Source organism: Sphingomonas oryzagri, from assembly GCF_029906645.1.
GTDB classification, from domain to species: Bacteria; Pseudomonadota; Alphaproteobacteria; order Sphingomonadales; family Sphingomonadaceae; genus Solisphingomonas; species Solisphingomonas oryzagri.
The window spans coordinates 121586-145530 of record NZ_JARYGZ010000005.1 but is presented as its reverse complement, the minus strand read 5'-3'; the positions used below and the strand labels follow the sequence as shown (position 1 = coordinate 145530).

Annotated in this window: 31 protein-coding genes; 13 read left to right on the top strand and 18 right to left on the bottom strand. The window is 67.6% G+C overall.

The window, feature by feature from the left end; genetic code table 11:
- Positions 1 to 122 precede the first annotated feature (122 nt).
- Both QGN17_RS19980 and QGN17_RS19975 read left to right on the top strand, forming a co-directional pair.
- Complete coding sequence (locus tag QGN17_RS19980; RefSeq protein ID WP_281046359.1) at positions 123 to 1214, top strand: hypothetical protein; 1092 nt, start codon at positions 123 to 125, stop codon at positions 1212 to 1214.
- Between the two features lie 118 nt (positions 1215 to 1332).
- Positions 1333 to 1536 carry a hypothetical protein gene (locus QGN17_RS19975; protein ID WP_281046358.1) on the top strand — a complete coding sequence of 68 codons (204 nt, stop codon included), beginning with the start codon at positions 1333 to 1335 and terminating at the stop codon, positions 1534 to 1536.
- Here the strand turns inward: QGN17_RS19975 and QGN17_RS19970 are convergent.
- The 4 genes from QGN17_RS19970 to QGN17_RS19955 form a co-directional block, all read right to left on the bottom strand.
- Complete coding sequence (locus QGN17_RS19970) at positions 1533 to 1877, bottom strand: DUF2794 domain-containing protein (protein ID WP_022691023.1); 345 nt, start codon at positions 1875 to 1877, stop codon at positions 1533 to 1535. The genes QGN17_RS19975 and QGN17_RS19970 overlap by 4 nt on opposite strands.
- Complete coding sequence (epsC, locus tag QGN17_RS19965; RefSeq protein ID WP_281046357.1) at positions 1874 to 2581, bottom strand: serine O-acetyltransferase EpsC; 708 nt, start codon at positions 2579 to 2581, stop codon at positions 1874 to 1876. The genes QGN17_RS19970 and epsC overlap by 4 nt, the downstream gene beginning before the upstream one ends.
- A 101-nt stretch (positions 2582 to 2682) precedes the next feature.
- A complete protein-coding gene (locus tag QGN17_RS19960) occupies positions 2683 to 3201 on the bottom strand; it encodes a carboxymuconolactone decarboxylase family protein (protein ID WP_281046356.1) in 519 nt (172 codons plus the stop codon).
- Positions 3202 to 3331: 130 nt separating this feature from the next.
- Positions 3332 to 3874 (bottom strand): peroxiredoxin, encoded by a 543-nt coding sequence (locus QGN17_RS19955; RefSeq protein ID WP_281046355.1) that lies wholly within the window; start codon positions 3872 to 3874, stop codon positions 3332 to 3334.
- A 124-nt stretch (positions 3875 to 3998) separates the two neighbouring features.
- Between QGN17_RS19955 and QGN17_RS19950 the strand changes: the two genes are divergently transcribed.
- Complete coding sequence (locus QGN17_RS19950) at positions 3999 to 4898, top strand: LysR substrate-binding domain-containing protein (RefSeq protein ID WP_281046354.1); 900 nt, start codon at positions 3999 to 4001, stop codon at positions 4896 to 4898.
- Between the two features lie 39 nt (positions 4899 to 4937).
- Here QGN17_RS19950 and QGN17_RS19945 read toward each other — a convergent pair whose 3' ends face one another.
- The 3 genes from QGN17_RS19945 to pgsA are packed head-to-tail and all read right to left on the bottom strand — an operon-like array spanning position 4938 to position 6228.
- Positions 4938 to 5405, bottom strand: a complete 468-nt coding sequence (locus QGN17_RS19945) for a molybdenum cofactor biosynthesis protein MoaE (RefSeq protein ID WP_281046353.1) — start codon at positions 5403 to 5405, stop codon at positions 4938 to 4940.
- A complete protein-coding gene (gene moaD / locus QGN17_RS19940) occupies positions 5402 to 5656 on the bottom strand; it encodes a molybdopterin converting factor subunit 1 (RefSeq protein ID WP_281046352.1) in 255 nt (84 codons plus the stop codon). Before moaD ends, QGN17_RS19945 begins: the two co-directional genes overlap by 4 nt.
- A 2-nt stretch (positions 5657 to 5658) precedes the next feature.
- Entirely contained in the window at positions 5659 to 6228 is a 570-nt protein-coding gene (gene pgsA / locus QGN17_RS19935) for a CDP-diacylglycerol--glycerol-3-phosphate 3-phosphatidyltransferase (protein ID WP_281046351.1), read from the bottom strand.
- Between the two features lie 149 nt (positions 6229 to 6377).
- Between pgsA and QGN17_RS19930 the strand changes: the two genes are divergently transcribed.
- On the top strand, positions 6378 to 7658 hold the full coding sequence (locus QGN17_RS19930; RefSeq protein ID WP_281046350.1) for an MFS transporter: 1281 nt from the start codon (positions 6378 to 6380) through the stop codon (positions 7656 to 7658).
- On the opposite strand, the gene QGN17_RS19925 is transcribed toward QGN17_RS19930, so the two are convergent.
- Both QGN17_RS19925 and QGN17_RS19920 read right to left on the bottom strand, forming a co-directional pair.
- On the bottom strand, positions 7645 to 7866 hold the full coding sequence (locus QGN17_RS19925; RefSeq protein ID WP_281046349.1) for a hypothetical protein: 222 nt from the start codon (positions 7864 to 7866) through the stop codon (positions 7645 to 7647). The genes QGN17_RS19930 and QGN17_RS19925 overlap by 14 nt on opposite strands.
- Positions 7867 to 7941: 75 nt before the next feature.
- Positions 7942 to 9057, bottom strand: coding sequence for a glycoside hydrolase family 130 protein (locus QGN17_RS19920; RefSeq protein WP_281046348.1), 1116 nt, complete (start codon positions 9055 to 9057; stop codon positions 7942 to 7944).
- A 68-nt stretch (positions 9058 to 9125) separates the two neighbouring features.
- Between QGN17_RS19920 and QGN17_RS19915 the strand changes: the two genes are divergently transcribed.
- A complete protein-coding gene (locus tag QGN17_RS19915; RefSeq protein WP_281046347.1) occupies positions 9126 to 9329 on the top strand; it encodes a hypervirulence associated TUDOR domain-containing protein in 204 nt (67 codons plus the stop codon).
- A gap of 31 nt (positions 9330 to 9360) precedes the next feature.
- On the opposite strand, the gene QGN17_RS19910 is transcribed toward QGN17_RS19915, so the two are convergent.
- Positions 9361 to 11418 (bottom strand): NAD(+) synthase, encoded by a 2058-nt coding sequence (locus tag QGN17_RS19910; protein ID WP_281046346.1) that lies wholly within the window; start codon positions 11416 to 11418, stop codon positions 9361 to 9363.
- 75 nt (positions 11419 to 11493) lie between these two features.
- On the opposite strand from QGN17_RS19910, the gene QGN17_RS19905 reads away from it, so the two are divergent.
- The 5 genes from QGN17_RS19905 (at position 11494) to QGN17_RS19885 (ending at position 14446) form a co-directional block, all read left to right on the top strand.
- Positions 11494 to 12066, top strand: a complete 573-nt coding sequence (locus QGN17_RS19905; protein ID WP_281046345.1) for a DUF5655 domain-containing protein — start codon at positions 11494 to 11496, stop codon at positions 12064 to 12066.
- A 63-nt stretch (positions 12067 to 12129) separates the two neighbouring features.
- Positions 12130 to 12597 (top strand): GreA/GreB family elongation factor, encoded by a 468-nt coding sequence (locus QGN17_RS19900; RefSeq protein WP_281046344.1) that lies wholly within the window; start codon positions 12130 to 12132, stop codon positions 12595 to 12597.
- Positions 12598 to 12608: 11 nt separating this feature from the next.
- Positions 12609 to 13586 carry a quinone oxidoreductase family protein gene (locus QGN17_RS19895; RefSeq protein ID WP_281046343.1) on the top strand — a complete coding sequence of 326 codons (978 nt, stop codon included), beginning with the start codon at positions 12609 to 12611 and terminating at the stop codon, positions 13584 to 13586.
- Between the two features lie 87 nt (positions 13587 to 13673).
- Positions 13674 to 13949 (top strand): HU family DNA-binding protein, encoded by a 276-nt coding sequence (locus tag QGN17_RS19890; protein ID WP_022691037.1) that lies wholly within the window; start codon positions 13674 to 13676, stop codon positions 13947 to 13949.
- Between the two features lie 20 nt (positions 13950 to 13969).
- The gene (locus QGN17_RS19885; RefSeq protein ID WP_281046342.1) at positions 13970 to 14446 is read left to right on the top strand and encodes a YbaK/EbsC family protein; all 477 of its coding nucleotides are present in this window, start codon (positions 13970 to 13972) and stop codon (positions 14444 to 14446) included.
- Here QGN17_RS19885 and QGN17_RS19880 read toward each other — a convergent pair.
- Positions 14426 to 14956 carry a GNAT family N-acetyltransferase gene (locus QGN17_RS19880; protein WP_281046341.1) on the bottom strand — a complete coding sequence of 177 codons (531 nt, stop codon included), beginning with the start codon at positions 14954 to 14956 and terminating at the stop codon, positions 14426 to 14428. The two genes, QGN17_RS19885 and QGN17_RS19880, sit on opposite strands and share 21 nt — an antisense overlap.
- Before the next feature lie 179 nt (positions 14957 to 15135).
- Here QGN17_RS19880 and QGN17_RS19875 point away from each other — a divergent pair, with 179 nt between their 5' ends.
- On the top strand, positions 15136 to 16053 hold the full coding sequence (locus QGN17_RS19875) for a GGDEF domain-containing protein (RefSeq protein WP_281046340.1): 918 nt from the start codon (positions 15136 to 15138) through the stop codon (positions 16051 to 16053).
- Complete coding sequence (locus tag QGN17_RS19870) at positions 16050 to 16559, top strand: GAF domain-containing protein (RefSeq protein ID WP_281046339.1); 510 nt, start codon at positions 16050 to 16052, stop codon at positions 16557 to 16559. Before QGN17_RS19875 ends, QGN17_RS19870 begins: the two co-directional genes overlap by 4 nt.
- A 106-nt stretch (positions 16560 to 16665) precedes the next feature.
- On the opposite strand, the gene QGN17_RS19865 is transcribed toward QGN17_RS19870, so the two are convergent.
- The 7 genes from QGN17_RS19865 to QGN17_RS19835 form a co-directional block, all read right to left on the bottom strand.
- Positions 16666 to 17040 (bottom strand): hypothetical protein, encoded by a 375-nt coding sequence (locus QGN17_RS19865; protein ID WP_281046338.1) that lies wholly within the window; start codon positions 17038 to 17040, stop codon positions 16666 to 16668.
- Between the two features lie 283 nt (positions 17041 to 17323).
- On the bottom strand, positions 17324 to 17938 hold the full coding sequence (locus QGN17_RS19860; protein WP_281046337.1) for a TetR/AcrR family transcriptional regulator: 615 nt from the start codon (positions 17936 to 17938) through the stop codon (positions 17324 to 17326).
- A gap of 58 nt (positions 17939 to 17996) precedes the next feature.
- The gene (gene dmpH, locus QGN17_RS19855; RefSeq protein ID WP_281046336.1) at positions 17997 to 18785 is read right to left on the bottom strand and encodes a 2-oxo-3-hexenedioate decarboxylase; all 789 of its coding nucleotides are present in this window, start codon (positions 18783 to 18785) and stop codon (positions 17997 to 17999) included.
- Between the two features lie 13 nt (positions 18786 to 18798).
- Positions 18799 to 20307 carry a 2-hydroxymuconic semialdehyde dehydrogenase gene (locus QGN17_RS19850; protein ID WP_281046335.1) on the bottom strand — a complete coding sequence of 503 codons (1509 nt, stop codon included), beginning with the start codon at positions 20305 to 20307 and terminating at the stop codon, positions 18799 to 18801.
- A 28-nt stretch (positions 20308 to 20335) separates the two neighbouring features.
- The gene (gene dmpG / locus QGN17_RS19845) at positions 20336 to 21364 is read right to left on the bottom strand and encodes a 4-hydroxy-2-oxovalerate aldolase (protein ID WP_281046334.1); all 1029 of its coding nucleotides are present in this window, start codon (positions 21362 to 21364) and stop codon (positions 20336 to 20338) included.
- Entirely contained in the window at positions 21364 to 22302 is a 939-nt protein-coding gene (locus QGN17_RS19840; protein ID WP_281046333.1) for an acetaldehyde dehydrogenase (acetylating), read from the bottom strand. The genes dmpG and QGN17_RS19840 overlap by 1 nt, the downstream gene beginning before the upstream one ends.
- Positions 22290 to 23087: a 2-keto-4-pentenoate hydratase gene (locus tag QGN17_RS19835; RefSeq protein WP_281046332.1), complete on the bottom strand. Its 798-nt coding sequence runs from the start codon at positions 23085 to 23087 to the stop codon at positions 22290 to 22292. Before QGN17_RS19835 ends, QGN17_RS19840 begins: the two co-directional genes overlap by 13 nt.
- A gap of 89 nt (positions 23088 to 23176) precedes the next feature.
- Between QGN17_RS19835 and QGN17_RS19830 the strand changes: the two genes are divergently transcribed.
- Positions 23177 to 23932 (top strand): IclR family transcriptional regulator, encoded by a 756-nt coding sequence (locus QGN17_RS19830; protein WP_281046331.1) that lies wholly within the window; start codon positions 23177 to 23179, stop codon positions 23930 to 23932.
- Positions 23933 to 23945 lie beyond the last annotated feature (13 nt).

Below are 23945 nucleotides of genomic sequence, written 5' to 3'. Positions count from 1 at the left end.
CTCGGGAGAGGGTGCCGGCGGCCCGGGCGAACGATCGCCCGGGCCGTTTTGGCATCCAGCGACATGCCGTATTGCATCACTAATACACTAAGCGTATCCTCCACTTCAGGAGGAAACCGCTCATGTACAGCGAAGACGATCTGGAGGCCGCGATCGCGGCGGGTGTGGTGGACCGGCAGTCCATCGAGCGTATGCGTTCATTCCTGGCCCGCGCCAGCCGCACGGCGGCGGTGGACGAGGAACATTTCCGGCTCATCACCGGCTTCAACGACATCTTCGTTTCGATCGCCTGCGTGCTGCTGCTGGTGGCGCTGGGCTGGATCGGGCAGGCCATCCCGCTCGGTCTCGCCGAAGGGCCGCGGCCGCTCGGCGGGCTGTTCGTCGCGGTGGCGAGCTGGGCGCTGGCCGAGTTGTTCACCGCACGCCGCCGCATGGCGCTGCCCTCGATCCTGCTGCTCGTCGGTTTCGTCGGCGGGCTGTTCGCGATGACCGGTTCGGCTGTCGCGGCGATGCTCGACACCACCGGCCCGCACGGCCTCGACAAGCCGATCGGCGCGCTGGTGATCGCCGGCTCCGCGCTCGTCGCGGGCGGCGGCGCCTGGGCGCACTGGCGACGCTTCCACGTGCCGATCACGGTGGCGGCGGGTGCGGCGACCGGTGTCGCGGTGCTGCTCGCATTGATCGCCTCGATCGTGCCGCAGGCCTCCGATCATGTTGGGGTACAGACCCCGGCCTTCGTCGCCGGCCTTGTGATCTTCGGCCTCGCAATGCGCTGGGACATGAGCGATCCGAAGCGCGAGACGCGTCGCGCCGATGTCGCCTTCTGGCTGCACCTGCTCGCCGCGCCGCTGATCGTACACCCGGTATTCGCGATGATGGGGCTGCTGCAGGGCGGCGTCGGCCTCGGCGGCGCGAGCGTGGTGGTCGCGCTCTATATCGTGCTGGGGCTGGTGGCGCTGGCGATCGACCGGCGCGCGCTGATGGTCTCGGCGCTGGCCTATGTGCTCTACGCGCTGTCCGAGTTGTTCCGCGAGTTCGGCGCGGTCAGCCTCAACATCGCGCTGACGGCACTGATCCTCGGTTCCGCGCTGCTGATGCTCTCGGCTTACTGGACGAGCGTGCGTGCCGCCGTGCTCTCCGCTCTGCCGGATGGGCTGCGCACCCGCTTGCCGGAAGCGCATCAGCCCACCGCGCTGACACCGCGTTCGGCCTGATCTGAGGGAACCCGGCTACCCACGCAGGCTTTGAACCCGCTGTCATGCGAATTGGGTTCAGGTCATGCGTGGGTGGCTTGTCTTAGCATCTGTCCTGTGGGCCGGCGCCGCCGAGGCGATGCCGCCCGAACCTTCGCACCTACCACTCGCCAGCCGTTTCGATCTGACCCGCTTCGCCGTCCGCCCCGCGATGGAAATCGGCCATCATGCAAGCGCGACCCGCTGGCTCGCCACCGACCTCACCCCACCTCCCGCACCGCCTCATGACCCAGCCATGCTCAGGATCCGGGGCAAGAAGGTGAAGTTCAGGATGAGCTTCTAGTCTTCGACCAGCTTCATCAGCTTGCGCTCGACCGGCGCCAGCACTGGCCCCAGTTCCTGCCCGCGCTTCAGCACCGCGCCATGCTCGCCAACCAGCGCCCACATCCCCTGGCGATGACGCAGTGCAGGGCGCTTCTCGATACGGAATTCAGGACGTTCGGCGGTGCGGCGGAAGGCGGAAAAGGTCGCCGCCTCGCGCCCGAAGTCGATCGCATAATCCTTCCAGTGCCCGGCCGCGACCATGCGGCCGTAGAGATCGAGGATGCGCATCAGTTCGGGCCGCTCGAAGGCGACCTGCCCCGGCCGCCCGCTCCCCGGAAAGGGTGTGACGACCGCGCTCACGCGCTCTCCCGATCGGGGGCGGTGCGGGTGAGCTTGCTGCGGGCATCGTCGCGCTCGCGGATCAGTTCCTCGATCTTGCCGGACAGCCGCTCGATCTCGCAGCGCATGATCTCGAGGCGCTGCGAGGCCGGATCGAACTGGTCGCAGCACGGCGTGCCGTAGGGCGTGAAGCGCTGCGTTTCCGCGGCATCGACCAGCATGGGCTTGGCCGGGATACCGATCATCGTGGCGCCCGCCGGCACATCGCGCGTGACGACCGCGTTGGCGCCCACCTTGGCACCCTCGCCCACCGTCACCGGCCCCAGCACCTGCGCGCCGGAGCCGAGTACCGCACCGTCCAGCAGGGTTGGGTGGCGCTTGCCGCCGACGCCGTTGACCGGATTGGTGCCTCCCAGCGTGACGTGCTGATAGATGGTGACGTTGTCGCCGATCACCGCCGTCTCGCCGATCACGGACCAGCCATGATCGATGAACAGGTTGCGGCCGATCACCGCGCCGGGATGGATGTCGTTGCCGGTCACCATGCGCGACCAGTGGTTCACCAGCCGCGCGAGGAAAAACATCCGGCGATTGAAGAGCGCGTGCGCGATGCGGTGATAGAAGACCGCCCACACACCGGGGTAGAGCAGCACTTCCCAGCGCGATCGCGGCGCGGGATCGCGCGCCTTGATCGAATCCAGATAGGCGACCAGACGGCCGGGCATCAATGCAACTCCCCTTGTCCAGCGCCCTATTTAGGACCGGACGGTAAAGATTGCGAGGGGGTGCCTCCTTATGGAAGCCCCCCTGCCCGCTTATGGGACGATCAGAGCGTCGCGTGGACGGTCGCGACCGCCTTCACCACGGCACCGATGCGCGCCGCCGTCTGGATCACCTCGGACGGGACGCCGTGACCCTTGAGCACCTTTTCATGGGAATCGATGCACATGCCGCAGCCGTTCATCGCCGAGACGGCGAGGCTGAACAGCTCGAAATCGTCCTTTTCGATACCCGGATTGCCGATCACGTTCATGCGCAGCTTGGCCGGCAGCGTGCCATATTCGGGGTTCGAGGCGAGGTGGACGAAGCGGTAGTAGACGTTGTTCATCGCCATGATCGCGGCGGCGGCACGCGCGGCATTGGCGGCTTCGGCCGAGAGCTTGCCCTCCACCTCGGCCTCGGCAGCCTCGACGATCGGCTTGTAGCCGGTACCGTGCGCGCAGGCGAGCAGCAGGCCGTACTTGCGCTGGTCGCCCAGCGTCTGATCGCCGACCAGCGAGCCGATGTTGAGGCGCAGATCCTTGGCATAATCGGGCAGGGCTTCGGCGAAGGTCTTGAGCGACATGGAAATCTCCTGAGAAAGGCCTGGAATAGAAAGGGGCGCGCGAGACAGGGTCCCGCGCGCCCCAGAGAGCGCGGCCGGTTCGGGGAGGGGGAGAAGCCGGGCCGCGCTTAGAGCATATGAAGCGGGCAGATTACGCGGCCGGCTTCAGAACCTCTTCGCCCTGCGACCAGTTGCAGGGGCACAGCTCGTCGGTCTGCAGCGCGTCGAGCACGCGCAGCGCCTCGGCCGGGTTGCGGCCCTGGTTGAGGCCGTTCACGGTGACGTGCTGGATGACGTTGTGCGGATCGACGATGAAGGTCGCGCGGTAGGCGACGCCAGCCTCCTCGGCGACGATACCGAGCGCGGAAGCGAGCTTCTTCGAATTGTCGGCGATCCACGGGAAATCGCAGGCGGCCAGACGCTCGTCCGACTTGCGCCATGCGAAGTGGACGAAATCGGTGTCGGTCGAGGCGCCGATGAGAACGGCGTCGCGATCGGCGAAGTCACCCTTCAGGTCGCCATAGCCGATGATCTCGGTCGGGCAGATGAAGGTGAAGTCCTTCGGCCAGAAGAACACGACCTTCCACTTGCCGCCGGTGTCGCCGGTATCGATCGTCTCGCCGTTCGGGAGGGCGTCGACGCCCTGCTGGACGGGAAGGGTGAGGGCCGGGAACTTGTCGCCAACGGTCAGCATATGTCTGGTCTCCCAAATGGGCACCCGCCGTGTGCGGGTGCGAAACTTTCGATGCGGCTCTGCAGCATTGCCATGGATAGGGCAAATCGATTATTCTTGTGCCCATGATCGAAAAAGCCGTTCTATGAGCACCTATCTCCCCACGCTGAAGCAGCTCCAATATCTCGTGGCGTTGCAGGAACATGGCCATTTCGGCAATGCCGCCGAAGCCTGCTTCGTCACGCAATCCACGCTGTCGGCCGGGCTTCGCGAGCTGGAGTCGCTGCTGGGCCTGACGCTGGTCGAGCGTACCCGACGCGTCGTCCGCTTCACCCCCGTGGGCGAGCGGATCGCGATGCAGGCGCGGCGCGTGCTGGCCGAGGCGGACGTGCTGACTGATCTCGCACGCGCGGCAGGAAAGCCGCTTTCCGGCGAGCTGCGCATGGGCGTGATTCCCACCATCGCCCCCTTCCTGCTGCCCCGCCTGCTGCCCAAGTTGCGCGCCGAATGGCCGGACCTGAAGCTCTACCTGCGCGAGGAGGTGACGGCATCGGCCTGCGATTCGCTCCAGCGCGGGCGGCTCGACTGCGTGCTGCTGGCCCTCCCCTATCGCTGCGGTGACGTGGAATCGGCCGATCTGTTCGAGGACAAGCTCTTCTTCGCTTTCCCTGAGGCGCAGAAGGCGGAGTTCGCCAACCGCGTACCACCCGAGGCGATCGACGAGCGCGAGCTGCTGCTGCTCGAGGACGGGCATTGCCTGAAGGACCATGCCTTGGCCGCCTGCAACCGGCCGGAACTGGGCGCGGAGGCCGCGATGCTGGGCACCTCGCTGCATACGCTGGTGCAGATGGTCGACAATGGCCTCGGCGTCACGCTGCTGCCGGAGATGGCGATCGAGGCCGGCATCCTCAACGGCACCGGCGTGCAGGCCCGCCCGCTCGACGCCGAGAAGCCGAGCCGCCGCATCGCGCTCGCCTGGCGCAAGGGCAGCCCGCGCGCGAAGGAATTCGAACTGCTGGCGGCGGCGCTGAAGAAGGCGGCGTAACCCTGATCCTCCCTGCGCGAAGCGTGGGGAGGATGAAGTTCAGGGCTTGCCATGCTCCGCGCTGGCGTCCCATTCGGCGGCCGCGACATCGTCCTCCGCGCGCGCTTCGACCCAGCGGGCGGAGCCATCCGCGAACAGCTCCTGCTTCCAAAGCGGTGCCTTCGTCTTGGCCCAGTCGATGAGGAAGGCGCAGGCCTCCAGCGCCGAAGCCCGGTGCCCGGACGCGGTGCCGACCAGCACGATCCGCTCGCCCACCGCCAGCGTGCCATGGCGATGGATCAGCGTGCAGCCGAGCAGCGACCAGCGCGCCATCGCCTCCGCCGCGATCGACTCCAGCGCGCGGAGCGTCATGCCCGGATAGGCTTCGAGGCGCAGCGCGGTCAGCCCATCACCGCCGCGCACCACGCCGGTGAAGCTCGCCACCCCGCCGCCGCCCAGCGCCTCCAGCCGCGCCAGCTCGGCCGCGACGTCGAAATCGTCTTCCTGCGCGGCTACGCGGGTGCTCATCCGCCGGTCACCGGCGGGAACAGGGCGATCTCCCCTACTCCGGCGATCGGCGTGGAAAGCGGCGCGAAGGTCTGGTCCACCGCCGCGCGCAACCGTGCCGGATCGGCGAGCGCCTCGGCATAGCCCCCGCCCCGTGCCGCCAGCCAGGCGACCAGCGCGGCGACATCAGCGACATCTGCCGGCGGATCGACGGCCTCGCCATCCTTGCCGATCGCCTCACGCACCCAGGCAAAATAGAGCAACCGGATCATGATCAGTCCATGTGCTTCAGGCCGACGCGCAGATAGTCCCAGCCGGTGATCAGCGTCAGCGCGGCCGCCAGCCACAGGCAGGCGAGGCCCACGTCATGCACCCACGGCATCGCCGGCAACGCGCCCGCGAGGATCAGCAGGCCGAGCGCCGCCATCTGGAAGGTCGTCTTCCACTTGGCGAGGCGGCTGACCGGCACCGAGACCGACAGCTGGGCGAGGAATTCGCGCAGCCCCGACACCGCGATCTCGCGCAGCAGGATCACCAGTGCGGCGATCACGTGCCAGCCAGTCACCACCGGATGCGGGCCGATCACCCGTTCGGTCGAAATCAGCATCACGATCACGGCCGCGACCATGATCTTGTCGGCGATCGGATCGAGGAAGATGCCGAGCTTCGACACGGTGCCCTGCGCGCGCGCCAGATAGCCGTCGAAATAGTCGGTGATCCCGGCCAGCGCGTAGAGCAGGAAGGCCAGCACATAGCCGACCGGTCCGGGGTGCCACAGCAGGCCCACCAGAATCGGGACGGCGAAGATACGCGACAGGGTGAGGATATTGGGCAGGGACAGCATCGGTGCGACAGCCTAGCCGAAGGTTGCGCCGGATTGAACCACTCCGTTGAACCTCGATGCGGTTCGGCCATTGTAGAATTTGGCGTCGGCGCCCGGCTGCGCTATGTCGCGTCGCATCCTTGGGGAAAGACGGGTTTTCGCGTTCCGATATGCAGGCATCCTTGAGGCTTCTCGCGCGCAGGCGATTCCTGCCGCTGTTCACGACCCAGTTCCTGGGCGCCTTCAACGACAATCTCTTCAAGACCGCGATGGTGATGCTCGTCACCTACCGGATCTTCTCGGACGATCATCTGGAGGCGGCGTTCAACGCGGCGGCCAACGCGCTGTATATCCTGCCGTTCTTCCTTTTTTCCGCGCTCGCCGGCCAACTCGCGGACTGCCGCGACAAGGCGTGGATCATCCGCCTGGTGAAGACCGCCGAGATCGCGATCATGGCGGTCGGCGCGGTCGGGCTGATGCTGCAATCGGTGACGTTGCTGCTGCTCGCGCTGTTCGCGATGGGCGCGCATTCCACCTTCATCGGCCCGATCAAATATGCGCTGCTGCCCCAGCATCTGCATCGTGACGAGGTGCTGGGCGGCACCGGCCTGGTCGAGGCCGGCACCTATATCGGCGTGCTGCTCGGCATCCTCGCGGGCGGCGTGATTCCCGCGCCGGCAGTGGCGGCGGCGATCATGGCGATCGCATTGGTCGGCCGCATTGCCGGCGCCAAGGTGCCCCCCGCCCCGCCGGTGATCGAGGATCATACGATCGACCTGCACGTCGTGCGCGCCTCAATCCGTCTTGTTTCCGAGACGCTCCACGTGCCGCGCCTGATGCTGGCGGTGGGCGCGATCAGCTGCTTCTGGATGCAGGCCGCGATCCTCGGTACATTGTTCGTGCCACTGGTGAAGAACGTGCTGGAGGCCGACCAGCAGGTCGCGACCCTGTTCCTCGCCGTCTTCTCGGTCGGCGTCGGCGTCGGGTCGATCGCGATCAACCGGATGCTGGGCGGCACCGTTTCGGCCCGCTACGCGCCCGCCGTGGCACTGCTGATGGGCGCCTGCCTGCTCGATCTCCATCATGTCATCACGCGGTGGGAAGCTCCGGAGGCGATGATCGGCTGGAGGGCCTTCGTCGACCTCCCCCACGCCAAGCACATCCTGCTCGACCTGTTCGGCGTCGCGGTGTTCGGCGGCATGTTCGTGGTGCCGCTCTACGCTTTCCTGACCACCACGGTGGACAAGCTCCACACCGCGCGCACGGTGGCGGCGAACAACATCGTCAATTCGGGCGCGATGGTGGTGGGGGCGCTGCTCTTCGCGGGCCTGGTGCGCGTCGGCGTGCGGGTCGAGGACACGCTGATCGTCACGGCGGCGGGCAGCGTCGCGGCAGCGGCCGTCGCCTGGCGGCTCCACCGCGCCTGCGCGCCGGCGTTCAGCTCAACATGATGAAGAAGAAGACCAGCCCGGCGGCATAGCAGCCTAGGAAGAAGCGCAGATCCTGCTTCCAGCCCGGCCAGCGGGCTTCGGTCTCCTCGACCAGTTCGATCGGCATTTCCACCGCATAAGCGGGTGGTGCCAGCATCAGCGGCTTGCGGCGGCGGATCAGCGCTGCGGACAGCGACTGTGCGGAAAGCGTGCGCGTTGCCTCGAACATGGTCGCAGCTTAACGAACTGTTTACCCTTTGGCTGCGGAATTTTCGCTGTCCCGCGAGTCCCTCGGCGGGACGGATCAGGCGAACCGGCTCTTCGGGATATGCGTGATCCGGCAGGCGAGATCGGCCTCGCCGCTCGCCACGATGAAGCTCGCCCCACCGCCGACGATCCCGGTCGTGAACACCACCGGCGTCGGCAGATAGAGGCGGTGCGCGATCGGGTGGGTCAGCTCCGGGTCCGCCTCGATGAGCGGCGCCGAGTCTTCCAGCCGCAGGATGGTGGCGGGATCGTCGCGATCGAGCAGCGCCCAGAAGGTGCGATAGACGCCGACTTTCTCGCGCGGCTCGACGCCGTGATAGAGCGCCAGCCAACCGGCGTCGGTCAGGATCGGAGGCGTACCGCCGCCCACCTTCATCGCCGAGGAGGAGCCGCGCCGCGCCCGGATGCCGGGCCGGTCGCACGGCTTCCAGTGCAGAGCGTCGGGCGACGAGGCGAGGTGGATCACCGGCCCGCCCGCGAAGCCCGCATGTTCGGGATAGGCGAAATACAGCTCGCCCATCGGCCTGGTCAGCGCCCAGAACTTGCCGCCGGGCTTGCCCTCGAACAGCAGCATGTCCTTGTTCTGGTGATCGAGCACCAGCCCCTCCAGCCGCCAATCGAACCCGTCGCCGGAGGTGTAGAGCGAGGTGCCGTGCCGCTCCGCCGAGCAGGAGCAGACCGTCATGTAGTAGCGCCCGTCGATCCGGCTGATGCGTGGATCCTCGATGCCATAATCCTGGTAGGACGCACGCGGCTCGATGGCGCGATCGTAGTGGACGGCGACGATGGCCCGACCGTCCGGCGTCAGCTCGACCGGCAGCAGCCAGCTGAGCGAGGTCAGCCCCATCTGCGGATAGGCACCGCCTTTCACGAGGAAATAGCGCGGGTCCGCCATGTCGATACCCGCGACGGGGTGCGGATCGAGGACGTAGCCGTCGGCCGTCCAACGGATCGCGCGGGCATGGTCGCCCTCGACCGGCTTGGCGAGCGCCTCCGCGACGCGGACCATCAGCAGGAGGTTGCCCGACGGCAGCCGGGTCAGCGCCGGGTTGAAGGCGCCGAGCACGAAGGTCGGCTCGGCCACGCCCCGCCGCAGCGGCGAGCGCGTGAGATCGACATCGTCCGGCGTGAAGATCAGATAGTCGTCGCGCATCGGGCCTCCACTTCGCGTCCGGAACGTCGCCCCGCCCCTGCCCGTTCCGTCGCCTGAGGAGACAGGAGATGGGACACGTGAAGGAAGGCGACCGCGTGGAGTGGAATTCCCATGGCGGCACCGCCGAAGGCAAGGTGGTGAAGAAGGTCACCAAACGCACCAGCGTAAAGGGTCACACTGTCGCCGCGTCGAAGGACGATCCGCAGTTCATCGTCGAGACCGACGAAGGCAAGCGCGCGGCACACAAGCCGGAGGCTTTGCGGAAGGCGTAATGATCTCATCCTCCCCCGAAAGGGAGAGGATTTAGGACTTCGGCACCCGCTCCAGCGCCGCGAGCCACGGCGCAGCCGTGCCGTCCGACGGCGCCCGCCAGTCACCGCGCGGGCTGAGCGCGCCGCCCGTCGAGACCTTCGGGCCGTTGGGGATGGCCGAGCGCTTGAACTGGCTGATCTGGAAGAAGCGGAACAGGAAGCGCTCCAGCCAATGCCGGATCGTCGGCAGGTCATAGGCGACGCGCTGCGCCTCCGGCACGCCGAGCGGCCATTCGCCCGCCTCCGCATCGCCCCATGCCTTGAGCGCGAGGAAAGCGATCTTGGCCGGGTCCATTCCCCAGCGCACGATGTGGTGGAGGAAGAAGTCGTTGAGCGCATACGGCCCGATCTTCGCCTCGGTCGACTGGATCGCGCCGTCCGCGCCCGCCGGCACCAGCTCGGGCGAGATTTCGGTGCCGAGGATGCGGGCCAGCACCTCGTCCGTCGCGGCGTCGTACTGGCTGGTCTGGATGCACCAGCGGATCAGGAACTGGATCAGCGTCTTGGGCACGCCGGCATTGACGGCATAATGGCTCATCTGGTCGCCGACGCCGTAGGTGCACCAGCCCAGCGCCAGCTCGGACAGGTCACCGGTGCCGACCACGATCCCCTCGCGCTGGTTGGCGAGGCGGAAAAGGTAGTCGGTGCGCAGTCCCGCCTGCACATTCTCGAAGGTCACGTCGTAGACCGGCTCGCCGCCCGCAAACGGGTGGTCCATATCCTCCAGCATCCGGGTGGCGGCGGGGCGAATGTCGATCTCCGCGCCGGTGATGCCGAGCGCATCCATCAGCGCCCAGGCATTACCCTTGGTATCGGCCCCCGTCGCAAAGCCCGGCATGGTGAAGCCCAGGATGTCGGCGCGCGAACGGCCCAGCCGGTCGAACGCCTTGGCCGCGACGATCAGCGCGTGGGTCGAGTCCAGCCCGCCGGACACGCCGATCACCAGCCGCTTGGCGCGCGACGCTGAGACGCGCTTGGACAGGCCCTCCACCTGGATGTTGAACGCCTCGTAGCAATCCTCGTCGAGCCGGGCGGGATCATCGGGCACGAAGGGGAAGCGGGCGACGGCGCGCTTGAGGCCGATGTCAGCGAAGGCCGGCTTGTGATCGAAGCTCACCCGGCGAGTGCGCGTCTCGGGATGGCCAGCGGCGGCGGCGGCGTCGTTGAAGGTGCCGAAACGCATCCGCTCGGCGCGCAGGCGGCCGGTATCGACATCGGCGATAGTCAGCTCCGCCGTGGCGGAAAAGCGCGAGGAGGCGGCCAGTTCGTCGCCCAGCTCGTAGATGAAGGCCTGCCCGTCCCAGCTCAGATCGGTGGTACTCTCCCCCGGACCGGAGGCGGCGAAGGCATAGGCGGAGCAGGTCCGCGCCGAATGGGCGGCGGCCAGCAGCGCCCGCTCTCGCGCCTTGCCGATCACGATGTTGGAGGCGGACAGGTTGCAGAGGATCAGCGCGCCCGCCAGCGCGGCTTGCGTGGAAGGCGGCGTCGGCGCCCAGTAATCCTCGCAGATCTCGGCGGCGAAGACGAAGCCCGGCAGATCGGACGCGGCGAAGAGCAGGTCGGTGCCGAAGGGCACGCTCTCGTCGCCGATCTCGACGCTGAGGCCGGTCAGCCCGACGCCGGGCGCGAACCAGCGCTTCTCGTAATATTCGCGGTAGTTGGGCAGGAAGCTCTTCGGCACGATGCCGAGCAGCCGCCCGCGCGCGATCACGTAGCAGCAATTGTAGAGCCGGCCGTTGCGCAGCAGCGGTGCGCCGACCAGCAGCACCGGCTTGAGCTTCGCGCTCCCTGCCACGACGGCCGCGATCGCCGCTTCGGTCGAGGCGATGAAACCGTCCTGCAGGTGGAGATCGTCCACCGCGTAGGAAGAGATGTTGAGTTCCGGATAGACGACGAGATCGACGCCGGCGGCATCCGCTTCCTTCGCCAGTTCCAATGCGGCCTCGGCGTTGCGTGCGGGATCGCCGGCGGTCGCGATCGGGGTCGCCGCCGCGACGCGCACGAAGCCGTGGGCGTGGATCGAGTGGAAGTGCTTGTCGGGCCTGCTCAAGCTGCGCGCTCCAGGGCTTGTTTCGTGTCCGCCTCTAGCGCCTTATGATGCGGAGCGCATCAGGGGAGGATGTCGATGCCCGCCGCACCCGATACGATGACCGCGCAGCAGAAGGCGTGGATGGCCTCGATCAAGGAGAATCTGGTCAAGGAAACCGGCAAGTCGCTGGACGAATGGGCCGCCATTGCCCGCACCTGCCCGGAAACGAAGCATCGCGCGCGGCTGGGCTGGATGAAGGAGCATCACGGCCTCGGCCAAAACCGCGCATCGGTGATCCTCGGCATCGCGTTCCCGAAGGAAACGGGTTGGGGGCAGCCTGATGCACTTGCCGATACCTTGTGGAAGGACGACGCCCTGCGCGCGATCTTCGAGGCGGTGAAGGCACAGATCGTCGCGCTGCCCGACGTCGTGATCGGCCAGCGCAAGACCTATTCGGCCTTCTCGCGCGCCTACCAGTTCGCCGCCGCCCGGCCCGACAAGGGGGCGGTGCTGCTCGGCCTCGCGGTGGAGCCGGACGCCGCGCCCGGCCTCGTCGCGCCGAAGCGGCCGGTCTGGTCGGAGCGGCTGAAGGCGGAGATGCGGATCACCTCCGCAGACGAGATCGCGCCGCTCGTGCCGCTGATCCGGCAGGCTTGGGACGCCTCGTGATCGGGGTGGCGTAACCGAAAGGTCATCGCCATATCGCCCTCTCGAACGAGGGAGAGGATCACCGTGAGCGTAGCGTTCCGCCGCGAAAGCGACGACGAGCATAAGGAACCGAAATTCGAGCTGCCGCTGCCGCCCGGCCCCAATCTGGTGACGGCGCGCGGCCTCGCGCAGATCGAGGCGAAGGTGGCGGAGCTGGAGGCGATCGACGCCGCCGCTCTGCCCGAGGCCGAGCGAGAACAGCATGGCCGCGTCCTGCGCTACTGGCGTACCCGTCAGGCGACCGCCCAGCCCACGCCCCCGCCGCCCGAGGATGAGGTGGCATTCGGATCGCGCGTGTCCTTCAAGCTCAACGGCCAGACGAAGCGCATCGACATCGTCGGCGACGACGAGGCCGAGCCGAATGAGGGCCGCCTCGCTTTCTCCGCTCCGCTCGCCCGCGCGATGATCGGCGGCTATGTCGGCGAGAAGGTCGATTTCGGCGGCAAGCCCGAGGCGATCGAGATCCTGAGCACCGAAGCCATTTCCGACTGACGGAGACCCGCATGTCCGATTTCCGCATGATCATCCGCGCGCATGGCGGCCCCGAGCAGATCGAGCGCGAGGAGATCGCTCCCACCGCACCCGGTGCAGGTGAGGCACGCGTGCGGCAGAGCGCGATCGGGCTGAACTTCATCGACACCTATCACCGCACCGGTCTCTACCCGATGACGCTGCCTTCCGGCCTTGGCACCGAAGCCGCGGGCGTTGTCGAGGCGGTCGGCGAAGGTGTGGAGGGGCTGAAGGCAGGCGACCGCGTCGCTTATGCCGGCGGCTCGCCGGGCAGCTATGCGACCGTCCGCACGCTGCCCGCCGACCTGCTCGTCCCGCTGCCCGACACGATCGATGACCAGACCGCCGCCGCCGCGATGCTCAAGGGCATGACCGCCGCCTACCTGATCGGCCCGTGCGCGAAGATCGCGGCGGGGCAGACCGTGCTGGTCCACGCCGCCGCCGGCGGGGTCGGCTCGATCCTCGTGCAATGGCTGAAAGCGATCGGTGTCACCGTGATCGCCCATGCCGGCTCGGCGGAGAAAGCGGCGATCGCCACGAAGCTCGGCGCCCACCACGCCCTCTCCTGCCCGATGGACGATCTCGCCGCCAGGGTCCGCGAATTGACCGGTGGCAAGGGTGTCGAGGCGGTGCTCGACGGCGTCGGCAAGGCGAGCTGGGCGGCCTCGCTCGCCTCGGTCGCGACGCGCGGGCTTCTCGTCACCTACGGCAATGCCAGCGGCCCGGTGCCACCGATCGACGCGCTCGCGCTCTCGCAAACCGGATCGATCTTCGTCACCCGACCGACCCTCGCCCATTATGCCCGCAATGCGCAGGAACGCCGCGATCTCGCGGGCGCGCTGTTCGCGCAGATCGCCAGCGGCGCGGTCACCATCCCGGTCGGCCAGACCTTCGCTCTGGCCGATGCCGGGGACGCCCATCGCGCGCTCGAATCGCGTTCCACGACCGGTTCGACCCTCCTGCTGCCCTAAATCGCCCGAAAAACGCCTGTTCAGGCTGGACCTTGCCCGAATTCCACGGCTATGTGCTCCGGCTTCGTTAAGGAGGAGACGAGTTCCATGAATAACACCGAGCTCGCCGAGCAGATTGCTGCCGGCCACGGCCTGTCGAAGGCGGACGCCCGCAAGGTCGTCGACGCCGTTTTCACCGCCATCACCGATGCGGCCGCCAAGGGCACCGAAGTTTCGATCTCCGGCTTCGGCAAGTTCAAGGTGAAGGACAGCCCGGCGCGCGAAGGCCGCAACCCGGCCACCGGCGCCGCGATGACCATCGCCGCCTCGAAGAAGCTGGGTTTCTCGCCGGCCAAGGCCGTCAAGGACAAGCTGAACGGCTAAGCCCCGTTCGGCAAGATCCCGTGAGCCTCGATAGCGTTCGCGCCTTCCTTGCGGAAAAAGCGCCCGATATCGGGATCATAGATCAGGGTGCCAGCACCGCCACGGTGAACGAGGCGGCGCTGGCACTGGGGGTCGAGCCGGGACAGATCGCCAAGACTTTGTCCATCAGGGTCAATGACGAGGCGATCCTGATCGTTGCCAGAGGCGACGCCCGGCTCGACAACCGCAAGACCAAGGCCGCATTCGGAGGCCGCCCGCGCATGCTGTGTGCCGAGGATGTCGAGGCCCTTACCGGCCACCCGGTCGGCGGCGTCTGCCCGTTCGGGCTCGCCACCCCCCTTCCCGTCTATTGCGACGTATCGCTCAAGGATTTCGCCGAGGTCTATCCGGCGGCGGGATCACGCACCAGTTCGGTGCGGCTGACGCCCGATCGGCTCGCCACTTTGGTCGATGCGCGCTGGATCGACGTCTGCTCGCTACCGGCCCTCGCCGAATAACGGCCTCGCCAGCACCACATCCTCACATTCCTGACTGCCGACGCGGAAGCGGCGCTCGCCGATCTTCGCGAAACCGTGCCTTCGGTAGAAAGCCAGCGCGCGCATGTTTCCGGCGAACACACCCAGCAGCAGGCGCCTCGCCCCCACCGCCTCGGCATGGCCCGTCGCCCGCCCCATGAGCGCCGCACCCAGCCCGGTCCCATGGGTGCGCGAGAAGCTGTAGATCCGTTTCAGCTCCAGATCGCCCGGTTCCGCCTGCGCGAGCTTCGGCGCGGTGACCAGCGCATACCCCAAGGGCGCACCACCCGCCTTCGCCTCCGCGATCCACGCCGCGCTCCGCTCTGTCGCCAGCAGCGCGCGATAGGCATCGACGCCATGCTCGCGCGCGCAATGCGCGACGATCGCGTCGCCTTCCAATATGCCCACGAAGGTCTCCAGAAAGGTCGCCGCGCCGATCAGCGCCAGCCGATCCGCATCCTCCCTGCCCGCCGGCCGCAGCGTCCAGTCCATGCGTCTCTCCCGTCTTCGTGCAAGCCCTTAGACGAAGGTCGTATCGGTGCGGAAGATCAACTCCTGGGTAACCAATCCAGATTAGCAATGGGGCCGTAGTTTCGGAGGTCCCAGTGCGGCGACAGCCCCCATCCGCGTCCCCTTTATCGGCCACCTTCGCTCGTATGGCGGAAGCCTCGATGCGTCTGCCGCGATCACGCGCGCAGATCGTGCTCGGCATAGCCCTGCTCGTCACCGCCATCGTCGATTTCGAGACGGGGCCGGAGGTCAACTTCGGAATCTTCTACCTCGCGATCGCCTGCTTCGGCAGCTGGTGCGTGGGCGAGCGGACCGGCCTCGGCGTCGGCGTGTTCGCCGTTCTGATGCTGGCGGCGAACCACCGTTTCGGCTTCGATCTGCATACCACCCAGGTCGGGCGGGCGACGCTGTTCTGGAACATGCTCGCGCGCTGCCTGACGGCGATCTTCGTGGTGGCGATCGCCTCCGGCCTGCGCCATGCGCTCGATCAGGCGCGCTGGTCGGCGACGACCGATCCGCTGACCGGGGTGCTCAACAAGGCCGCCTTCCAGCGCCGCCTCGGCTCGTTGGTGAGCCACGCGCAGCGACGGGGCGATTCACTGGTACTCGCTTATGTCGATCTGGACGGGTTCAAGGGCGTGAACGACGGGTTCGGCCATGCCGCCGGCGACCGCCTGCTCTGCGATTTCTCCGAAAAGGCAAGCGATGCGATCCGCTCGCACGATCTGTTCGCGCGGATCGGCGGCGACGAGTTCGTGACGCTGATGACGGTGCCCAACTGCGCGCAGGGCGACATCGCTGCCGAGCGGCTGCACCATCGGCTGAGCGTCATTCTGCGCAGCACCGGCCACGCCGTCACCTGCAGCATGGGCGCGATGGTGGTGCCGGCCCAGCAGGTCGCGGACACGGCCAGGCTGGTCGAATCCGCCGATGCCCTGATGTACGAGGTGAAGCGGGGCGGCAAGAATGCGCTGCGCGTCGCCCGCCTCGATCTCCAGCCCGCCCCGACAGGCCAGGTCGTGCTGCCCCTGCGGCCCGATCGGCGGAAGGATCACACCCACATGGCGAACGCCGCATGACGATCTATTACAGCCCCGCCCGCCGCCCGGATGATGAGGATGACCGCCAGCGCGCGGTCGAGGCTTCGGGCCTGCTTGACGCCGCCGGCGATCCCGCGCTGGACGCCATCGTGCGCGAGGCCGCCGATCTGTTCGGTACGCCGATCGCCGCCATCTCGATCGTCGACAACGAGCGCCAGTATTTCCCGGCGCGCTTCGGCCTTGGGGCTTCGGAAACGCCGCGAGCCGCCTCCTTCTGCGCGCATGCGATGCTCGATTGCAGCCAGCCGCTGCTCGTCACCGACGCGAGTTCCGACGAACGCTTCGCGGGCAATCCGCTGGTGCTGTCCGGGCCGGACATCCGTTTCTATCTGGGCATGCCGCTGGTGGCCGAGAACGGCCAGCCGCTCGGCGCACTGTGCGTCATCGACAATCAGGCCCGCGATCTGCCCGAACAGGACAAGCTCGACATGCTCGCAGCGCTGGCGCGCAAGGTGATGGACCACGCGAGCGCGATCGGGCGCTAGACCGGATCTTGGGGGAGATCCCCGGCCGGCGGAGGGGGGAGAGCCGGCCGGGGATCGCAGGGACGACCTCGGAGGGGGAGGGAGTGAGCGTCGCCCCCGATGGGGATCAGTAACCGTGGCGATCGGCGGTGCGGCCCTGGGCGATGCTGGACAGCAGCAACTCCAGCTGATCGGTCGAGAAACCGACTTCCTTGAAGCCCTTCATCGCCGAGACGGGCACGGCGTAGCCCTGATGCCAGGCATGGACGGCAAGCCTGCGCAAAGCCTCCAGGCGCGGGCTGGCGAGCCGGCGATCCGGATTGCCGCCGAACAGGGCGGCGAAGGTGCGGGCCAGCCAGCCCGGCGCGCGAAGCGACGCGATGTCATCGCGCTGCGCCAGCACGATCACTTCCCATTCGCTGCGCTCGAAGGCGGCGGGGATCGAGGAGGCACCGACCGGCGCTGCGGTGGCGAAGGCCTCGCGGGTGTCGAGATAGGCCATGGGACAACCCCTTACGAATATACGGCATCCCCGCCCCGCGCGCCGTCAGCGGGCGAGCGCGGAAGTGCCCTGATGAGACGAAGCCGCGAGGCGGCAACCTTGGTTTCGTGGCGAGAGGGAGGATGGTTACTCCATCGCCGGACCGGACATCGATCGATGAGGAACCTCGCAGCTCCGCGTCGCTTGTTCCTTACTGAGCGGTATATAAAGAGCGTAGCCGCTTTGCGTCAACCGCTTTCTGTACCGCTCGATAAAGTTTTTCGACGCGACCCTTCAGCCGGACTTATCGCCCCGGCCACATCGCCAGCGCGGTATCGACCATGCGACCCAGATTGTCGCAGCACATGCCGGTGCCGGCCTGCACCGACAGCCCCTGCAGCAACGCGATGAGATAATGGGCGAGCGCCTCCGGCTCCACGCCATCTGGCAGGTCGCCGTCCGCCTTGGCCTGCTCGAATCGCTGCACCAGCGCCGCCATGGACGAGGCGCGGCGCGCCACCACCTCGGCCTTGATCGCCTCGGCTTCCGCCCCGCAGGCGACCGACGAGATCACGCCCAGGCAACCCTTGGGATCGCAGCTGCTCGCCTGGTTGGCCAGCGCGCCATGGAGTAGCCGTTCGGCCACGCCGCGCGCGGTGGGCGCGTCCAGCGCGGTCTGCATATAGGCCATTTTCTCGGTCTCGTAGAGATCGAGCGCCTTCTTGAAGAGCGCTTCCTTGTTGCCGAAGCAGGCGTAGAGGCTGGGGCGCGTGATGCCCATCGCCTCGGTCAGCTCGCTGAGCGACGCGCCTTCGTAGCCACGCGTCCAGAACACCCTCAGCGCCGCCGCCAGCGCGTCGTCCGCGTCGAATTCACGCGGGCGTCCGCGGGTCGCGACGGCTGTATCCATGTTTTTCATACCGCTCGATATAATGAAGATTCACGCAATCGTCCACCCATCGACCTTGGTCTGACCATCAGACCACGCGCATCGTCAAGGTGCCGAGATGATCGTAGCGCACGCGTATCTCGTCGCCGGGATGGACCATGACCGCCTCGGTCGCGCCACCCGTCATGATGAAGGCGCCGGCGAGCAGAGACTCGCCCCGGCGGCCGAGCATGTTGGCCAGCATAGCCACGCTTTGCGCGGGATGGCCGAGTACCGCGGCGCCGGTCGCCTCCCCCACCACTTCGCCATTCTTCTCCATCACGATCGCGAGGTTGCTGAGATCCAACCCACGCACGTCGGTCGCGATCCCGCCGGTGATCCAGCGCGCGGCGGACGTGTTGTCGGCGATCACGCTCTTCAGATCGAAGATGAAATCTTTGTAACGGCTGTCGATCACCTCGACCGCCGGCAGCACGAAGTCGGTCGCCGCAAGTACCGCTCCGATATGGCAACCCGGCCCCTTCAATTCATGCTTGAGCACGAAGGCGATCTCCGCCTCCACCTTGGGGTGGATCAAGGTCGCAGTGTCGATCTCGCCGCCATCGGGGATCATCCCGTAATCGGTGAGGAAACCGAACACCGGATCGGTGACACCCATCTGCTTCATCTTGGCATGGCTGGTGAGGCCCGCCTTGTAGCCGGCGATCGCCACGCCGCGCGCGGTCTTGCGGTCGCGGATCGCGGCCTGGATGGCGTAGGCGTCGTCCCAGTCCATGTCCGGATGCGCATCGGTGATCTTCACCACCTCGCGCCGCTCCAGCTCGGCGGTCTCGAGATGCTCGGCAAGGCTGGCGATCAGATCGGGGGTCAAGGCCATGGTGTCTTCCGGGTCAGAGCTTGATGCAGACATTCTTGAGCTCGGTGTAGAATTCGAGGCTGTGCACCCCGCCTTCCCGCCCAATGCCCGATTGCTTGGCGCCGCCGAACGCCGTGCGCAGGTCGCGCAGGAACCAGCTGTTGATCCAGCAGATACCGACCTCCAGCTCCGCCCCCATCCGGTGTGCGGTCGAGAGGTTCTGCGTCCATACCGTCGCGGCGAGGCCGTAGGCCGTGGCGTTGGAGCGCCCGATCACCTCGTCGATCGTGTCGAAGGGGGCAATATGGCAGCAGGGGCCGAACACCTCTTCGCGCAGCATCGCGGACGAGTCCGGCAGGCCCGTCCAGATCGTCGGCTCGACCCACGATCCTTCGTCGAGCGCATCGCCCATCGCGGGTACACCGCCACCGGTGACGATCGTCGCGCCCTCGGCCTTCGCCTTCTCGTAATAGCCGAGCACCTTGCGGCGATGCTCCTGCGAGATCAGCGGCCCCATGGTGACGCCGGTGCGATCGGGCGGCCCCATCACCAGCGCCTCGGCACTCGCCTTCAGCCGCGCGACGAAGGCATCGAAGATCGGCCGCTCGACATAGACGCGCTCGGTGCCGAGGCAGACCTGCCCGGTATTCTGGAAGGTCGATCGCGTGATCCCCTCGATCGCCGCATCGAGATCGGCGTCGGCGAAGACGATCCCCGGATTCTTGCCGCCCAGTTCGAACGATACCGGGCGTACTCCCTTCGCCGCGGCGCGCATGATCGCCTCGCCGGTGCCGGTCTCGCCCGTGAAGGTGATGCCATCGACGCCGGGATGCTCCGTCAGGAAAGCCCCGGCGCTGTCCGGCCCGAAGCCGTGGACGACGTTGTAGACGCCCTCGGGGACGCCGACGTCGCGCATCACCTCGCCGAGCAGGGTGGCGGTGGACGGCGTCTCCTCCGACGGCTTCACCACCACCGTGTTGCCGCAGGCAAGCGCCGGGCCGACCTTCCACGTCATCAGCAGCAGCGGGAGGTTCCACGGGCAGACCACCGCGATCACGCCGCGCGGGGAGCGCAGCGAATAGTTGATCGCCTTGCCGCCGTGATGGACGTCCTGCGCGAAGGCCTCGGTCGGCACATTGCGGAACAGGTCGGCGAACACCTTGAAGTTGGCGGCGCCGCGCGGGACATTGACGTTGCTGGCGAAGGCGAGCGGCATGCCCGTATCGGCCAGCTCCGCCGCGACGAAATCGGCATGGCGCCGCATCATCTCGTCGGCGACCTTGTGAAGCAGCGCGCAGCGCTCATCGAGCGTCAGCTTGCCCCACGGCCCGCGCAGCGCCTTGCGCGCCGCCGTCACCGCTGCATCCACCTCGGCACGGCCCGCCTCATGGACCTGGCCGACGAGGCTGTTGTCGATCGGGTTGCGATTCTCGAACAGGCGGCCGGTCTCGACCCACTGGCCGGCGATGAAGTTGCGGCAGTCGCGATCGGCGGCGATTTGGGTCGCGGCCGGTGCCTCGAGCGTGGAAGCGGATGCGGTCATTGGTCGATCCTCCGGCGGGAGTCGGGTGTCATGCGCGTTGCCCGGCCATGTCGAGCGCGACGTCGACGATCATGTCCTCCTGTCCGCCCACCATGCGGCGGCGGCCCAGCTCGACGAGGATCTCGCGGGTATCGACGCCGTAGTCGGCGCTGGCCTTCTCGGCGTGGCGCAGGAAGGAGGAGTAGACGCCCGCATAGCCGAGGCTCAGCGTCTCGCGGTCGACGCGCACCGGGCGGTCCTGCAGCGGGCGCACCAGCTCCTCGGCTGCGTCCATCAGCTTGTAGAGGTCGCAGCCGTGCAGCCAGCCCTTGCGGTCGGCCGCCGCGATGAACACCTCCAGCGGCGCGTTGCCCGCCCCCGCCCCCATCCCTGCGAGGCTGGCATCGATGCGGATCGCGCCGGCCTGCGCGCCGACCATCGAATTGGCGACGCCGAGCGAGAGATTGTGGTGGGCGTGGATGCCGCGCTGGGTCTCGGGCTTGAGCACGCGGTCATAGGCCTCGCAGCGCGCGCGATAGCCGTCCATGTCGAGCGCGCCGCCGCTATCGGTGACGTAGACGCAGGTCGCGCCATAGCTTTCCATCAGCTTGGCTTGGCTGGCGAGTGCGTCCGGCTCGATCATATGGCTCATCATCAGGAAGCCGCAGGTGTCCATGCCGAGATTGCGCGCGGCGGCGATATGCTGCTTCGAGATGTCGGCCTCGGTGCAATGCGTCGCGATGCGGACCGAGCGGACGCCGAGCCTGTAGGCGTGCTTCAGCTCCTCGATCGTGCCGATGCCGGGGATCAGGAGCGTGGTCAGCACCGAATGGTCGATCACGTCTGCGACCGCCTCGATCCATTCCCAGTCGGTATGCGCGCCGAAGCCGTAGTTGAAGCTCGATCCGTTGAGGCCGTCGCCATGCGCCACCTCGATCGCATCCACCTTCGCCTCGTCGAGCGCCTTCGCGATCCTGCGGACATGATCGATGCCGTACTGGTGGCGGATCGCGTGCATCCCGTCGCGCAGCGTCACGTCCTGAATGTAGAGCTTGGTCCGGGTGGGATCGAAGCGCATCACGCCGCCTCCCTCGTCAGCCGGCGCGCGGCGATCTTCTCGGCGGTGCGCAGGCCCGCCGAGGTCATGATGTCGAGATTGCCGGCATAGGCCGGCAGATAATGCGCGGCGCCCTCCACCTCGAGGAAGACGCTGGTCTTGACCCCCTCGAACGTGCCGATGCCGGGGATGCGGACCGGATTGTTCGATCCGAAGCGCTCGAACTGCACCTTCTGCTTCAGCCGGTAGCCGGGGACGTAGGCGTTGACCTTCGCCACCATCGCCTCGATCGCGGCGGCGATCTCCGGCTCCTCTGCGCCCGAGGACAGGGTGAACACCGTGTCGCGCATGATCATCGGCGGCTCGGCAGGGTTGAGGATGATGATCGCCTTGCCCTTCGCCGCGCCACCGACCTTCTCGATCCCGTGGCTGGTGGTCTCGGTGAACTCGTCGATATTGGCGCGTGTGCCGGGGCCGGCGCTCTTGGACGATATGGAGGCGACGATCTCGGCATAATGGACCGTCGCGACCGAGGAGACCGCGGCGACGATCGGGATGGTCGCCTGCCCCCCGCACGTCACCATGTTGACGTTGGCCGCATCGAGATGGTCGTCGCCGTTGACGACCGGGATCACATAGGGGCCAATCGCCGCCGGGGTGAGATCGATCATCACCTTGCCCGCGCCGGTGACGATTGCGCTGTGCCGCGCGTGCGCGCCGGCCGAGGTCGCATCGAACACCACGCCGATCTCGTTCCAGACGGGCAGCTTCACCAGCCCCTCTATCCCCTCCGCGGTCGTGGCGACGCCCAGCCGCTCGGCCCGCTTGAGGCCGTCCGAGGCGGGATCGATGCCGACCAGCGCGCCCATCTCCAGCACGTCCGACGTGCGCATGATCTTGATCATCAGATCGGTGCCGATATTGCCCGATCCGATGATCGCGGCCTTCACCTTGGGCATGCCCGATCCCCCTCGAAATCGAAGCTGCATTCGCCGAGGCCACCGATCACTGCGCGCACCCGGTCGCCGGGGTTGAGCGCGATCATCGGGCCGAGCGCGCCGGTCATCAGGACGTCGCCGGCGCGCAGCGGCTCGCCCCGCGCGATCAGGGTGCGCGCCAGCCAGGCGGCGGCGTTCAGCGGATGGCCGAGGCAGGCCGCCCCCGCACCCAGCGAGGCGACCGCGCCGTTCACCTCCAGCACCATGCCGCAGGAATAAAGGTCCAGCCCGTCGAGCTGCACTTCGCGGCTGCCGAGCACGAAGAAGGCCGAGGAGCCGTTGTCCGCCACCGTGTCGGCGAAGGTGATTGTCCAGTCGGCGATGCGGCTGTCGACGATCTCGATCGCGGCGACCGCGTGCGCCGTCGCGGCGCGGATGCCGTCCGCATCCACCGCCGGGTCGTCTATATCCCTCGCCAGCACGATCGCGACCTCGGCCTCCGCCTTGGGCTGGAGCACTGAGGACGCCCTGAGCGTGCCACCGTCGGCGATCCGCATGTCGGCGAACAGCGCGCCGAAATCGGGCTGGTCGACGCCGAGCTGCTTCTGCACGGCGGCGGCGGTCAGCCCGATCTTGCGGCCGACGAGCCTGCGCCCCTCGCCGATCCAGTGGCGGGTGTTGAGTTCCTGCACCGCATAGGCGCCGTCCGCATCGGTCGGCTCCAGCACGTCGCGCAGCGGAGCGATGGTGCCACCGGCATAAGCGGCGCGCAGATCGGCGGCGGCTTGCTCGATGCTTCGGCCCAAGATCCTCTCCCTCGCTCGTTTCCGCCATTATGGACCGCCTTGGGAGCGACGCAATTTACCGGCCACCGATTTTCTCATAGAGTGAGACGATGGATTTTCCGCCCGATCCGCCGGGGACCCTCGACCGCGCCATCGCGCTGCTGCTCAGCGTCGCGCGGGACGGCGCCGAGCGACCGATCGCGGACCATGCCGCCGCGCTCGATATCCCCCTGTCGAGCGCCTACCGCACCGTCGCGCTGTTCGCCCGCCACGGGCTGCTTGCACAGGGAAAGCGCGGATTTTTCGGCCCCGGCCTCGCACTCGCGTCGCTCGGCATCGCGTCGGATCCCCGTGCGATCATCGCCAGCGCCGCCCGCGCGCCGCTGCGCCGGCTCGCCCGCACGATGCGCGCCACCGCCCATCTCGGCGTGCTGGAGGGCGACATGGTGACCTATGTGGTGAAGGAGCAGGGCGGCGGCCGTGCGCTCTTCACGCGCGAGGACGGGCAGCTGGAGGCCTATTGCTCGGCAATCGGCAAGGTGCTGCTCGCCGCCGTCGAGGCGGAACGGCTGGCCGACTATCTCGCCGCCGGCCCCTTCGTGCCGCTAACCGGGCGGACGATCACCGATCCCCCCGCCATCGCCTCCGAGATCGCGAAGGTCGGCGCGCAGGGTTACGCCATCGACGATCGCGAGATCGCCGACGATCTCTTCTGCATCGCCGCCCCGGTGCGTGGGCCGGACGGCGCGGTCGTGGCCGCCATCTCGCTCTCGCGCCCGGCGCACCCGACCGATGGCCTCGCCCCGCTTGCCGACGTTCTGGCCTGCGCGGCGGCGATCGAACGGCGGCTCGGCCATTTTTCCTGACAGATTTTTCGTA